Consider the following 13,078-nt stretch of genomic DNA (forward strand, 5'->3'; position numbering starts at 1 on the left):
CGGCAAGGTCATCGACCTCGCTTGCATGTAAGCCTAGCAGGCTGATGAAAAAGTAACCGCGCGGGGAGATCACCCGACAACCAGCACGTAATTCTCGCGCTTGATGGGGCGAGCGAGCGTGATAGCCATCGCGCGGCCACCGCCGGTACGTTGGACGAGCGCCTCGAATTGCGCTCCAGCGGCGCCGGACAATGCGCGTGCTCGCCTTAATACCTTGTCGAAATGCCAAAGCGTTTGTGGAGCCGCTGCGCATTGGAGGTTTTGACGCCCAAGCGCGAAGCTGATGTTTCCCAACGTGGGGTGCACGCGCCGATCGCGTTGCGCGGAAACCAGATCCCCGGGTTTCAGCGACGGATTTCCCTTTACCCACGCATTGTATAGGTCCGCAGTGGCAAGCAACTCGGGTCCCCAGTCCTTGAAGATGTGGGTAAGGAGGGGCTCCAAGGTTTCCGGAATGCTGTCATCGCGCGGATAGGATGCATCCACGTCGGCGAACTCGCCGTCGAAGATGTCAGGCAAGTTCATTCGTTCGGTCCAGCGAAAGACGTTGGGTGCGCGACTTTTCATCAAGGTGCAGGGATAGGGGTCACGCCCCAGATGCGCGAACAGGGGAGCCATCAATCCGAAGTCAGCGTCGCTGGGCCGGCCGCCCAGAATGTACGGATTCAACATGAAGTGCGCCTCGAGGATGTCGAGCAATTCCTCATACGAGCGCTCGATGGCCGGGATGGTTTCTCTGGCGATGCCGAGCCGCGGCAAGTACGCCTGCATCGCCTGCATGAAGGGCGCGGCGACGGCGTCGCGATCCGCCCGATTGCGGCTTGCGGATGCGCCACGGCCAAATTCGGCGCGCAGAAATTTCTCTTGCTGCGTCAAGTAGGACCAACGGTAGTGCATCGCCATCTTGAGCAGCCCTTCCGAGCCAAACGCTCCTATCAGCGAGGCAACGGTCCGTTGCACCGGCATTGACGGGTTGAGGCGCGGCTCGGGAAATTTCTCCTCTAGATGTTCGATGATGTCGGAGGTGTCTTGAATGATGGAGCCGTCGGGAGCTTCCAGCACTGGAACGACGAAGAACCCCAAGGCGGGAGCGATCTTCGTCTGGTAGACCGCGTGCGACGGGAAGAACTCCCGATATGGAATCCGCTTCTTGATCAGATAGGACCTTGCCTTCCCGCTATAGAGCGACGTAGGCGCGCCCCACAAAATATAGGTGTCATTTGTGCGTCCGGTGTTCATCATGCTCCGTGAATTTTGCGGCTACCGCGTGATTTCGGGCGTTGTCCCGAAGTCAGTGGGAGCTTGACCTGGCGATTTGACGCCTGCATGTAAAGCAGCCTTATCGGTAATAGCAGCTTAATACTCAATAGTGTAACAGCTAGCGGAGAGAAACGCCGGCGAGCGCCGCGACCTGCGCCATATCCACGCTCGCTTCCAGCGCGTCGGCGATTCGATCGAAGGCCGTGCGGCGATTGGCGTCGGTATCATCCTGCGCGGCGGATTCGAGCGGGGCGAGTCCTTTCGAAGTCCTGATCTCGTCGAGAAAGTTTCGTCGAAAACCGGCCGAATCGAACATTCCGTGAATCGAAGTGCCGATCACTCGTCCGTCGTCTGACCGTGCGCCCTCCAATTCGTTCACTGCGCTGGAGTCCCGATGCGTCAATCTGAACAGCGCCCGGGAAGCCGTGACGCCGGTGATGCGCCCGGAGTGAATCTCGTAGCCGGAAACGGGGATGCTTGTCGGCAGATGAATTGCTCGTATTCGATCGGTGATTTTCCCGCCCTGAAAGATCGTTTCCATTTCGAGCAATCCCAACCCAATCGTTTCGAGCGTATCGCTCTCGACCCCGTCGGCGTCGATGACGCGCCGTCCAAGCATCTGGTACCCTCCGCAGATTCCAAGCACCCATCCACCCGCGCGGCGGTGCCGGACCAGCAAGTTCTCCCACCCGGTTGCGCGCAGCCACTTCAGATCGGCGACGGTGTCCTTGGTCCCCGGAATGATCAGAACGTCAAGCCGTGGCGCCACGGCGGGATCGCTCAAGTAGTGCACGGCGACATCCGGTTCGTCCTCGAACGCATCGAAATCCGTATAGTTGGAAATACTCGGCAGGTGTATCACTCCGATAGTTATCGGCTTGCCGCCGGGGTGCGTCGCGATGCCAACCAAACTGGCGGCGTCCTCCTGCGGCAGTCCCAGGCTCTGCTGCCAGGGAATCACTCCGAGTATCGGGATACCGGTGCGTTGCTCGAGAAAGCGAAGGCCGGGTTCCAGCAGCTTTTGATCGCCGCGAAACTTGTTAATCAGCACTCCCTTTACGCGACGCCGTTCCTCGGGCGCGAGCAGCTCGATCGTGCCGACGATCGAGGCAAAGACTCCGCCCTTGTCGATGTCCGCGACCAACAGGACGGGCGCGTCGGCCAGTTCGGCGATTTCCCAATTGACTATGTCCCGATGGCGCAGATTGATCTCTGCCGCACTGCCCGCGCCTTCGATAACAATCAGCTCAAAATCCCGCGCCAGATTGCTATAGCTACTGACTATCTCAGGCCATGCCTCAGTACGATACCGCTCATAGTCATTTACCCCCATTTGAAACCGTGCTCGGCCCCGAATCACTACTTGGCAGCCCATTCCGGATTGCGTTTTCAACAGCACCGGATTCATGTCGGGGCTCGGTTCGAGCCCGCACGCCTGAGCCTGCACGGCCTGCGCGCGTCCGATCTCGCCGCCACCGGGGCAAACCGCGGCGTTGTTCGACATGTTTTGCGATTTGAAGGGCGCCACGCGGACGCCGGCGCGCGCGAACGCACGGCACAGCGCGGTGACGACCACGCTCTTGCCGACGTCCGACGCCGTGCCCATTACCATCAAGCTCCTGGCGCTCATATCCCGACTCCTTTTGGACCGACCCTCACGGAAGCCATAACATCCGCGATGCGATAGACTGTTTCAATACAGGTCCGGTTCAACAAGGAGCGAAGTAAGATGCAAATGGGAATGGTCGGGCTCGGCCGAATGGGCGCCAACATGGTGCGGCGCCTGCTGCGCGGCGGTCACGAATGCGTCGTGTTCGATGTGAGCGCCGCCGCGGTCAAGGAATTGGCGAAGGAGGGCGCCATCGCCGCGTCGTCACTCGACGACTTCGCCGCCAAGCTCAAGCAGCCGCGCGTGGCGTGGATGATGGTGCCGGCTGCCGTCGTCGAGGATACGGTGGCGGACCTGTCGCGCCGATTCCAGCGCGACGACATCATCGTTGACGGCGGCAATTCGTATTACATCGACGACCTCAGGCGCGCCGAATCGCTGCGGGCCAAGGGGATTCACTATGTCGATTCAGGCACCAGCGGTGGCGTCTGGGGACTCGAGCGCGGCTTTTGCCAGATGATCGGCGGCGAGCCGCAAGTCGTGAAGCATCTCGATTCGATTTTTGCCACGCTCGCGCCGTCGATCGATTCCGCCCCGCGCACGCCCGGCCGCGACCAGGTCCAAGGCAGCACCGCCGAGCACGGTTATCTGCATTGCGGACCCAACGGCGCGGGTCACTTCGTGAAAATGGTTCACAACGGAATCGAGTACGGGATTATGGCGGCGTATGCGGAGGGGATGAACATTCTGCGCAACGCCAACGTGGGGACGCAGACGCATGCGGTGGATGCGGAGACCACCCCGCTGCGCAATCCCAAGCTGTACCTGTACGACTTTAATCTCACCGACGTCGCCGAGGTATGGCGCCGCGGCAGCGTGATTGCGTCGTGGCTGCTGGACCTGACCGCCAACGCGCTGCTTGGCGATCCGGAACTGAAGAAATTTGCCGGGCGGGTATCGGATTCGGGCGAGGGCCGCTGGACGATCGACGCGGCGATCGATGAGGGCGTCCCCGCGCATGTGCTTACCGCCGCGCTCTACGAACGCTTCGGCTCGCGAGGCGCGGCCGACTTTGCGGACAAGCTCCTGTCTGCGATGCGCTACGAGTTCGGCGGACACCTGGAGAAGAAGGCCTAGCATGGGAGCTTTGCGTAACCGGACGTTGGTGCTGAAGCGATGCGCGCTGGCGCGCGAGATCCTTCGCCGTGCTCAGGATGACACAAGAAAGCGGGCGGCCGCCCGTGTCATTCTGAGCAAAGGCTGCTGTAGCGAAGAATCTCGCCGGACGCCCCGGCGTCCGGCGCTGGTTATGCAACGCTCTTCTGGCTGGGTGTTTACGATGGGGAGAGAAAACCGAATATGACATCGCTGCGTGAAGTATTGAACCGCGCGGAAGCGGACAAAGTCGCCGTCGGTCATTTTAATTTCTCGGACCTGGTCGCGTTCAACGCGATCGTCGCCGCCGCGCGCGACAAGAGATTACCCGTGATGGTGGGTCTGTCCGAGGGCGAGCGCGAGTTCACCGGCGTCCGACAGGCCGCAGCGTTGGTAAAGTCGGTTCGTGACGAGTACGACTTTCCGATTTTTCTCAACGCCGACCACACTCACTCGATCGCCAAAGCTGAGGCGGCGGCGAAGGCGGGATTCGACGAAATCATATTCGACGGGTCGGCGCTCCCTTTCGAGGAAAACATCGCGCAGACCAAGAAAGCGATCGAGGCGATCAAATCGATCAACCCTGCGATTCTTGTCGAGGGCGAGATCGGCTGGATCGGTGCGTCGTCGGCTGTGCTCGACAAGATTCCCGACGGTGTCGGCGTTATGACCACGCCGCAGGAGGCGAAACAATTCGTCGATGCTACCTCAGTTGACGTTTTGTCGCCGGCGGTCGGCAACATGCACGGAATGCTCAAGAGCATGGTTCACGGCAACGTTCGCAAGCGGCTGAATATCGAGAGGATCGCGGAGATCAAAGCAGCGGTTCGGATCTTCATGACATTGCACGGCGGGTCGGGCACCAACGACGACGATTTCAGGAGGGCGATCAAGTCCGGTATGACTATCGTCCACGTCAACACCGAACTGCGGCTGGCTTGGCGACGGGGGGTCGAAGCGGGGCTGGCAGCGGAGCCCAACGAGGTGGCGCCCTACAAGATACTGAGGGCCGCGGTCGAGGCGGTGAAAGCGGTGGTTGGTTCGCGGCTCGAACTGTTCAGTTCGAGATAACGGCCTGGTTGCTATTTGTCCGTCGGTAGATTGACGAATACCGCGGCCGTAACGACCGTAGTCCATAGACCGTCGCGATCGCCGATCGCGGATTGCGTGATGTTTCGCGTCTGAACGATTTTATCGGACAGCTTCCATACGCCCTTGCGTTCGTCGTAACTGACGTTGGGATCGAAGTCCACGCCGAGCGCGGTCGCGAGCATCGTGGCGGCGAGATCTTCGGCGTAGTCGCCAGCCTTCTCGTCGGTCTGCCCGAAACTCTTGTGCTCGGACAGATAGCCGTATTGATCCTTGTCGGCCGGAATTGCCAGCCCGACCGACGAAGCCATCAGGCGATGCGGTTCGTCGGTGGAGTTGTCGTACATGACGGTGTAAACGATCTGGCCGGGAGTCAGGGTCTTCAGTCCGTCCTGAATCGACACGACTTTGCATCCGGGAGGAAAAATCGAGCTGACTCGAACCAGATTGAACTCGGCGATCCGCGCGTCGCGAAGTGCGAGCTCGAACGAGGTGAGCTTCTCGCGGTGCCTGCCGACGCCCTTGGTCAGAAAAATACCTTTGTCGATCGGACCCATCTGCTATTTTGTCTCCCAATTCGATTTCTTCATTTACATAGAGCAAGCGCAAGCGTTTTGGTAGCGGTTTCGCCGGCAGTTGCGATAAGGGGTAAGCTGACGAGTGAGAATATCCGCCGAGGTGAATCGTGATCGAGACAAGTCCATTTGGAAATACCGGTCATCAGAGCACGCGGGTCATTTTCGGCGCCGCCGCGTTGGGCGGGATGAAGCAGGACAAGGCCGACGGGGTGCTCGAGCTGATCCTCGAATACGGCATCAATCACATCGCCACGGCCGCTTCGTACGGCGATTCGGAATTGCGGATCGGTCCGTGGATGCGGGAGCATCGCAAACGGTTTTTTCTCGCCACCAAGACCGGCGAGCGCACCTACGAAGGCGCGCGCGCGAGCCTGCATCGATCGCTGGAGAGGCTCCGGGTCGATCGGGTTGACCTGATCCAGATGCACAACCTGGTCGCGCAGGATGAATGGGCGACGGCTCTGGGAGCCCGCGGCGCGCTCGAAGCGCTGGTGGAGGCGCGCACCCAGGGACTGGTGCGATTCATCGGAGTCACGGGTCACGGCTCGCAGGTCGCCGCGATGCATCGCCGCAGCCTGGAGCGGTTCGCGTTCGACTCGGTGTTGTTTCCATACAATTTTACAATGCTGGATATCGGACAGTACGGCGCCGACGTCGAGGCGCTGCTGAAAGTCTGCCGCGAGCGCGCCGTGGCGACGCAGACGATCAAGTCGGTGGCGCGGCGGCGATGGCAAAACGGCAACGGCCCGAAATTCAGCTGGTACGAGCCGCTTCGCGATCGCGACGCGATCCGCAGGAGCGTCCACTTCGTGCTCAGCCGGCCAGGGCTGTTCCTGAATACCTCGAGCGACGCGACCCTCATCCGCGATATTCTCGATGCGGCGAGCGTGAAAGCAACGGCGCCGGCGCGCGCCGAGATGGAAGCCGACGTGGCGCGCTACGCGATGGAACCGCTGTTCATCCCCGGCGTGTCGGACACGATCTAAAGGCCCCGACTAAACGACCTTGCGCAACGCAAGCGCGGGCGGAAGCCGGACGGCTTCGAAGATCGGGACGACGCCGCTCACTATGCTGACGGCCAGCGCGGCGATCAGCGCATTGAGGGTTTGCGCGGAAGTGACCCACAGCGCGCCGTTGCCGCCGAGCGCCGCGCCGAGCGTGATGCCGCCGGAGAACATCCAGAACGCGGCGCCGGCGCCGATGATGCCGCCGAAGAGTCCGATCGCGCCGCATTCACCGAATAACAAAAAGGCTACGGCGCTGCGGCTGAAGCCGAGCGCGCGCATCACGGCGACGTCGCTGATTTGTTCGCGGACCATCATGACCGTGGAGTTGGCGGCGATGAGCAGCACGGTCAGCAACACGACCAGACATAGCGCGAACACGATAGCCCTGATGTTGCCGATGGCGGAGAGGCCGGAAGAGAGCGCGTCGCTTTCGGTCATGGTGCGCGTTTCGGCGTCGGAATTGGCGAAGTGCTCGTCGATCTGTTTGGCGAGCGGGCCCATCGCGTCGGCGCTGGTGGCGCGGACGATGATGTTCCAGGCGATGTCTTCGTCGGGCAGCCCGTGCGCTTTGCGCGCCGCCATCAGGTAGTCGCGCCGCATGAGAAAGGTGTTGGGATAGCGCTTGGACGCCATCTGGCCGCCGATGATGAAGGTCATCTCCATATGGTCTGAGTCGGTGCTGCGGAGCGTGACGGTGTCGCCGATCTTCCAGCCGTATTTGCGCATGAGAATTTCGCCGACGATGGCGGTGCGCTTTTCTTTGGCGCTCGCCTCGCGCTGCTGGTTGGTCAACGCGTAGTCAGGGAACACGTCGCCTATCTCCGGGCCGGCGCCGACGCCGAAGACCGGCTCGCTGACGTCGCGCCACGTCGCGAACCATCCCGTGATCGCGACGCACGCGGCGACGCCGGACATTTTATTGATGTCGTCGCAATAACGCGCTGGTAGATCCTCCCACGGCGCGGTCTTGTTGCTGATTATGAGACGGAGCGTGCCGGACGCGTCCTTGACGACGCGATCCATCGAAGCCGGCACCGACACCAGGACGGTGTAGATGAAGGTGGCCAGCGCGATCGTGAGGATAGTCAGAATCGTGCGGCGCAAATTTCGACGCATATTGCGCTCGACCAATTTGATCCAGTTGAACACGATGATTCCCGTTTAGACCGAGCGCAGCGATTCGACCAGACCGATGCGCGAGGCGCGCCATGCGGGCAGCAATCCGCCGAGCGCGCCAATCGCAATTGCGGCGATCATTCCCGACACGAACGCGCCCGCAGTCAGCTGAAACCTGAAGATGAACTCGCCGACGTTCATGAGCTGGCTGGCCAGCCCGGTCGAGTACGCGACCAACACCCCGAGTATCTCGCCGAGCACGCCGCCGGCGAGCGCGAGCACGATACTCTCGATTACGAAACTCGCGAGCACGTTGAAGCGGCTGAAGCCCAGCACGCGCAGCACGCCGATCTCGCTGGTGCGGCGCGCGACCGCGGAGTACATCGTGTTCATCGCACCGAACACCGAGCCAATCGCAAGAATCAGCGCGACGATCAGGCCGAGCGCGCGCAACTGATCGACGAACTCGGTTTGTTTCGCGTAAAATTCCTGCTCCGACATCGTATCTACTTTGACCCGCGAATCGGTCGTCAGTGACTTGGCGAAGTCGTCATGGGTGCCCGGCTTGAGCACGACGTGAAGCACCTGGAAGCCGTTGGCGACGTGGATATCCTGGGTCAGGATGTCGAGATCGGTCAGCACTTCCGACTCGCGCGCGCTGTCGTGATCGGAAAAGATGCCGACAATTTTGAAAGTGCGCCGTCCAAATTTGAAATCGCTTCCGACCGCGAGGTTATGAAAACGCGCGGCCAGCTTGCGGCCGACCACCATCTCGGCCGTGCCGCGATTTGGCCAGCGCCCGCTTTCCAGGCGCATGTCGCGATGGACCTGGTAGGCGATTGGATAAACGCCGCGAAGGAGCGTGAAGATCGCGCTGGAAGGCGGCGCGTCGGGGACCGGATTGAAACCGGTGATTACCTCGGGCGAGACCAGCGCCTGGCCGTTGGGAGTCGTCGCGATTTGCGGCCGGCTCTTGATGATCTCGTATTGCTCGCGCGAGATGAAGCTGCCGCCCTCGTTGGCCGTGCCGCGGCTCAGCACGATCCAGTTGTCGGTGATCGCGCTTCGCATCACAGTCGCGCGCAGGCCCGCGACGAAGCCCGACAAGATGAACAGTAGCATCACGACCAGCGCCACCACCGACGCCGTCATCACGCTGGTCGCGCGGCGAACCATCAGGCTGCGCAAGTTGTAACGAATCGGGATCACTTTGCCCCCGGGAAATCATGCCGGGTGGATCGGGCGTTGCCCGGTCCGGAAAGGGCTGGATTCTAAACCGTCGCCGCGCGTGTTCCTAGAGGGCCAGGAGAAACTAGTGAGTCGGCGTCTGGACCGAGGCAAAGGCGCGCCTGGCGGCGGCGACGAATGCCCGCACGCGAGCCGGGTCCTTTTTCCCGCGCTTGCCGGGAACGTCGGTGTGCGTAAACGAATCGACGCCCCAGGGCCTGACGGTGGCGATCGCGTCGGCGACGTTGTCGGCGGACAGTCCGCCCGCGAGGATCACCGGGATGCGCGAGCGCTCGACCACGGTGCGGCTAATCGACCAATCGTGAGTCTCGCCGGTGGCGCCGGCAAACGGACGGCCCTTGGCGCCTGAATCCAGCATCAGGTAATCGACGCAGTCCTGATGCGCGTCGGCTTCGGTGAGCGTTTCGCCGGTGCGCACGGCAATCGCGCGCAGCAGCATGACGGGCGCGATGCGGCTGCGAATCCAGGCGCAGTCTTCGGGCTCGATCTCGCGCGCCGCCACGTGCAGGATGTCGGGCCGCACCGCGTCAACCATCGCGCAAATCTCGTCTCGATCATCGGACAGCGACAGCGCTACCCCGCGCGAGCGCGGGTGGATCGCCGCAAGAATCGAGCGCGCCAGTTGCGCGCCGATTGCTTCGGCTACGACACCCGGCTCGGCGATGACGAGGCCAATCAGATCGGCGCCCGCCTCGGCGGTGGCAACCGCGTCGGACACAGAGGTCATGCTGTAAATCTGGACGACCATCGGATGCACCTGTAACTACTGTACGCGGTTGGCACGATCAAGTTGGAGGGAGTGGCGATGTTTTCGAGCGTGCTGCGGAGCCAACGCGCCATCCAGGTGCGCGAGAGCGAGGCTCAGAAGTTGCGGCGATAGGTGACGTAGTTCGCGCACACCTTGGCGCCCAGCTTTTCCGCCGTGCGGCGCGACGGCCAGTTGTCGTCGAGCACGAGCGTGTAACTGAGATACTTCGCGCCCGCGCGGATCAGGTGCAGGTACGCATACGCGGCCATCGCAAGGTTGACGCCGCGGCCGCGTGCCGCCTCGAGCACGCCGATGCCGAGAAAGTTTAGTTTCTCGTGATCGCCGAGCTTGCGGCCGGGCTTGAGAATTGCGCCGTCGGGAGTGGCCGGAGTAACCATCAGGGCGCCGACCGGTTGGCCGTCGCGATACGCCAGCACCGAGGTCTCGAGCGCGCCGAACATCGCGAAGAACTCGAACAGCAGTGCGAGTTCGTCGGTGCTGAAGGGAGTCGCGCCCCAATGACGCGCGAAGGCGGTGTTCCAGGTGTGCTCGAAATCGCGGAGTCGGCGCGCGGCCGGCAGATCCTTCAGCGCGGCGATTTCGAAACCAGCGCGGCGGCCTGCTTCAAGTGCGCTTTCGTAGCGCGCGACCAGTTCCGGGGTCACCTCAATCTTATAGTCAACCCATCCGCGCTCGGTTTCGAATCCCGCGTCCTTGAGCAGCGCGTGATAGTACGCTGGATTCTGGCGCGCGATGTCGGGTGGCAGGGTCTCGTAGTCGTCGATCACGAACGGAAATTCGAGCAATCCGCAGCCGGCTCGCGCCGCCGTCGCGCCCTCCGCCTTCATCCACTCAGACGCCGCGTCCATCATCAGTTTGACGGTGTCGCGGGTGCCGGGCATCGCCTCGAACATCACGATATGCCCAAGCGGTTCTTTCCAATGGCGTTGATAGTGGCTGTCGATTATAGCGACGGCGCGCGCAACGATATCGCCATCGACCCGGGCCGTGAACGGCCGGAACTTGCGCCCGGCGGCGAACGGTCCATCGCCCATCAGGATCGGCAGCTGCACCGGGACCATCGCGGCCCATCGCGCGCTGCGGTATTCGTAAACCCGATGCTGGAAAAGAACGAACTCGGTGAGCGCTTCTTCGCCCGAAGGCGACTCAATTTTGACTGACAACTGCAGACTCTCCCGACGGGCTGACGAATCGCGCGCTTCCATCGAGGTTGCCGGATAGCACGCCGGCGCGATGTCGCCTTGTTTCCGATCTCTCCGTGCGCTAACCACTACGCAGGGGGCGAGCGTAGCGCCTGGCGAGTGAAAACGTCAAACAATCGCGGGCCAACGGCGTCCCCGGGAGCGGCTGAGCGTCATGGTTGAAAAAACGATCGAGCTCACGGGCATCTCGGCCAACTCGGTCGAAGAGGCCGTGCAATTGGCAATTTCGCGCGCAGGCGTCACGATCGAAGGCATCCACACCGCTCATGTCGAGGACATCGCCGCAATGGTCGAGGCCAACCAATTGGTGCGCTGGAAGGTTCGAGTCAAAGTGACTTTCCAGGTGAAAGACGAGCTGCACGAGTGAGTAACTCGCGCGAGTATCCGCATTGCACTCGCGAGGGCTGATCCCGGAGACCTCCGGCCATGAAGAAAGGCGGCGGAGCGCAAGGACTTCCCGGTCATGCGCAACCTGTCATTTAGAGTAATCGATGGCGACGAAAATAGTTGAGGTTCATCCGGGTATCTACGAGATCTTTCTGCCGCTGCCGATGCGGCCGACGATCATCAACGTTTATTTGCTCGACTGTCACGGCGCGTGGACGCTGGTCGATACCGGGATGAACTCGCCCGAGAGCATCGCCGCACTCGAGGAAGCGGTGGCGGAAGTCGGGATCAAGATCGAGGATCTCGACGCGATCATCGCCACGCATCACCATATCGATCACTTCGGCGCGTCGGGCGAGATTCGACGCCGCAGTCACGCCACGACCCACATTCATCGGCTCGAAGCCGAGCGCGCCGGCAGGATGATCGAGTTCGGAAAGATGAGCCCTCACGATCGGCCCGAGTCGCGCGCGTTTTTCGTACGCCACGGATTTCCGATCGAGCAATTGGCGCCGACCGGGATGCGCCCGGGGTGGATGGGGACGTCGATGTACGGTCCGGTCACGCAACCCGACAGGTTCATCGACGATCACGACGTAATCAAAATCGGCGACCGCGAACTCGAAGTGATCTGGACGCCTGGCCATTCCCCGGGTCACAATGTGCTTTACTTGCGCAAGGAGAAGGTGATGATCGTGGGCGATCATCTGTTGCCCAAAATTACTCCACACGTGGGTATCTATCCGGACGCGGTGGGAACCAACCCGCTCGGCGATTTCCTCAACTCGCAGGTGAAGGTCCAGAAATTCGAGGTTGAGCTGGTTTTGCCGGCGCACGGCGGCGTGTATCACGACCATCGTCATCGCGCCAATCAATTGATAGAACATCACCGGTATCGAGAGGCTGAAATGCTCGATTTGACGCGCAAGGCGCCGCAGACGGCGTTCGAGATCGCGCAACAAATATTTGGGGGCGAAGAACGGCCGATATTCCATGTGATGGCGGCGACCTTCGAAACCCTTGCGCATCTGGAATTTGCCTGTTTTGAAGGCCGCGCACGCCGGTCGCAGCGGGGTGAACGAACTGTGTTCCAGGCGTTATGACCGAATTACGGGGGGTTTGCTAATTTTTCCAGACGGTGTATTTTGGCCCTGCTCAAACGAGCGGCGGACAGCCATGTTAGCTCGGTTAGTGGAGGGGTCCCTAGATTGAAGGAGGATGCCATGAAACGGAAGATCGGATTGGCGCTGGCTTCGGGGCTGGCATTGCTAGTCGCCGGTTGCGCGGGCCAAAGCACCAGCGGCACGGCAGCCGGTTCCACGGCGCCGGTATCTAGCACACAGACGTCGACGTCAAGAAATTTCAACTTGGCCGTCAAGTGTCCCGGCGTGCACTACTTAAAGAAGAAGGGCTGGTCGGATCAGCAAATTATGCAGCAGGAATCGGTCGAACAAGAGGACATTCCCGCGTGCGAGCAATGGGTTGCGGCGCAGCCCAAAGGCTACGTGCCTCCTCCGCCTCCGGGAACTCCGATGGCAGCGAAGGCTCCTTCGACCGGTGGTGCTCCGGCTCCGGCCAAGCAGTAATACGTTTGAAGGCGGTCGGCTGGCTCGCGCAAATTGCGCGGGTTTGAGCGCGCCCTCGTGAAAAAGCCGAGG

At 61.5% G+C, this 13,078-nt stretch carries 13 protein-coding genes; 6 read left to right on the forward strand and 7 right to left on the reverse strand.

The window, feature by feature from the left end:
- Nucleotides 1-69: 69 nt before the first annotated feature.
- Together VIO10_RS02790 and VIO10_RS02795 are read right to left on the reverse strand one after the other, a co-directional pair.
- Entirely contained in the window at nucleotides 70-1,242 is a 1,173-nt protein-coding gene (locus VIO10_RS02790; RefSeq protein ID WP_331958995.1) for a glutathione S-transferase family protein, read from the reverse strand.
- 136 nt (nucleotides 1,243-1,378) lie between these two features.
- Nucleotides 1,379-2,890: a cobyric acid synthase gene (locus VIO10_RS02795; RefSeq protein ID WP_331958998.1), complete on the reverse strand. Its 1,512-nt coding sequence runs from the start codon at nucleotides 2,888-2,890 to the stop codon at nucleotides 1,379-1,381.
- Nucleotides 2,891-2,989: 99 nt separating this feature from the next.
- Between VIO10_RS02795 and gnd the strand changes: the two genes are divergently transcribed.
- Both gnd and VIO10_RS02805 read left to right on the forward strand, forming a co-directional pair.
- Nucleotides 2,990-4,006, forward strand: coding sequence for a phosphogluconate dehydrogenase (NAD(+)-dependent, decarboxylating) (gene gnd / locus VIO10_RS02800; protein ID WP_331959001.1), 1,017 nt, complete (start codon nucleotides 2,990-2,992; stop codon nucleotides 4,004-4,006).
- 222 nt (nucleotides 4,007-4,228) lie between these two features.
- Nucleotides 4,229-5,095 carry a class II fructose-bisphosphate aldolase gene (locus VIO10_RS02805; protein WP_331959004.1) on the forward strand — a complete coding sequence of 289 codons (867 nt, stop codon included), beginning with the start codon at nucleotides 4,229-4,231 and terminating at the stop codon, nucleotides 5,093-5,095.
- An 11-nt stretch (nucleotides 5,096-5,106) separates the two neighbouring features.
- On the opposite strand, the gene VIO10_RS02810 is transcribed toward VIO10_RS02805, so the two are convergent.
- On the reverse strand, nucleotides 5,107-5,670 hold the full coding sequence (locus VIO10_RS02810) for a pyruvoyl-dependent arginine decarboxylase (protein ID WP_331959006.1): 564 nt from the start codon (nucleotides 5,668-5,670) through the stop codon (nucleotides 5,107-5,109).
- Nucleotides 5,671-5,798: 128 nt separating this feature from the next.
- Between VIO10_RS02810 and VIO10_RS02815 the strand changes: the two genes are divergently transcribed.
- Nucleotides 5,799-6,677 carry an aldo/keto reductase gene (locus tag VIO10_RS02815; RefSeq protein WP_331959009.1) on the forward strand — a complete coding sequence of 293 codons (879 nt, stop codon included), beginning with the start codon at nucleotides 5,799-5,801 and terminating at the stop codon, nucleotides 6,675-6,677.
- Nucleotides 6,678-6,686: 9 nt separating this feature from the next.
- Here the strand turns inward: VIO10_RS02815 and VIO10_RS02820 are convergent, their stop codons facing one another.
- From VIO10_RS02820 to VIO10_RS02835, 4 genes are all read right to left on the reverse strand, one after another.
- Nucleotides 6,687-7,847 carry an ABC transporter permease gene (locus VIO10_RS02820; RefSeq protein WP_331959012.1) on the reverse strand — a complete coding sequence of 387 codons (1,161 nt, stop codon included), beginning with the start codon at nucleotides 7,845-7,847 and terminating at the stop codon, nucleotides 6,687-6,689.
- A 12-nt stretch (nucleotides 7,848-7,859) separates the two neighbouring features.
- The gene (locus tag VIO10_RS02825) at nucleotides 7,860-9,023 is read right to left on the reverse strand and encodes an ABC transporter permease (RefSeq protein ID WP_331959015.1); all 1,164 of its coding nucleotides are present in this window, start codon (nucleotides 9,021-9,023) and stop codon (nucleotides 7,860-7,862) included.
- A 103-nt stretch (nucleotides 9,024-9,126) separates the two neighbouring features.
- Entirely contained in the window at nucleotides 9,127-9,810 is a 684-nt protein-coding gene (locus VIO10_RS02830) for a phosphoribosylanthranilate isomerase (RefSeq protein ID WP_331959018.1), read from the reverse strand.
- Between the two features lie 113 nt (nucleotides 9,811-9,923).
- Entirely contained in the window at nucleotides 9,924-10,994 is a 1,071-nt protein-coding gene (locus VIO10_RS02835; protein WP_331959021.1) for a GNAT family N-acetyltransferase, read from the reverse strand.
- 193 nt (nucleotides 10,995-11,187) lie between these two features.
- On the opposite strand from VIO10_RS02835, the gene VIO10_RS02840 reads away from it, so the two are divergent.
- The 3 genes from VIO10_RS02840 (at nucleotide 11,188) to VIO10_RS02850 (ending at nucleotide 13,006) form a co-directional block, all read left to right on the forward strand.
- Nucleotides 11,188-11,400, forward strand: coding sequence for a dodecin family protein (locus VIO10_RS02840; protein WP_331959024.1), 213 nt, complete (start codon nucleotides 11,188-11,190; stop codon nucleotides 11,398-11,400).
- A 124-nt stretch (nucleotides 11,401-11,524) separates the two neighbouring features.
- Complete coding sequence (locus tag VIO10_RS02845) at nucleotides 11,525-12,523, forward strand: MBL fold metallo-hydrolase (protein ID WP_331959027.1); 999 nt, start codon at nucleotides 11,525-11,527, stop codon at nucleotides 12,521-12,523.
- 120 nt (nucleotides 12,524-12,643) lie between these two features.
- Nucleotides 12,644-13,006, forward strand: a complete 363-nt coding sequence (locus VIO10_RS02850; RefSeq protein WP_331959030.1) for a hypothetical protein — start codon at nucleotides 12,644-12,646, stop codon at nucleotides 13,004-13,006.
- Nucleotides 13,007-13,078 lie beyond the last annotated feature (72 nt).

Origin of the sequence: Candidatus Binatus sp. (genome assembly GCF_036567905.1) — a bacterium.
Classification (GTDB): domain Bacteria; phylum Desulfobacterota; class Binatia; order Binatales; family Binataceae; genus Binatus.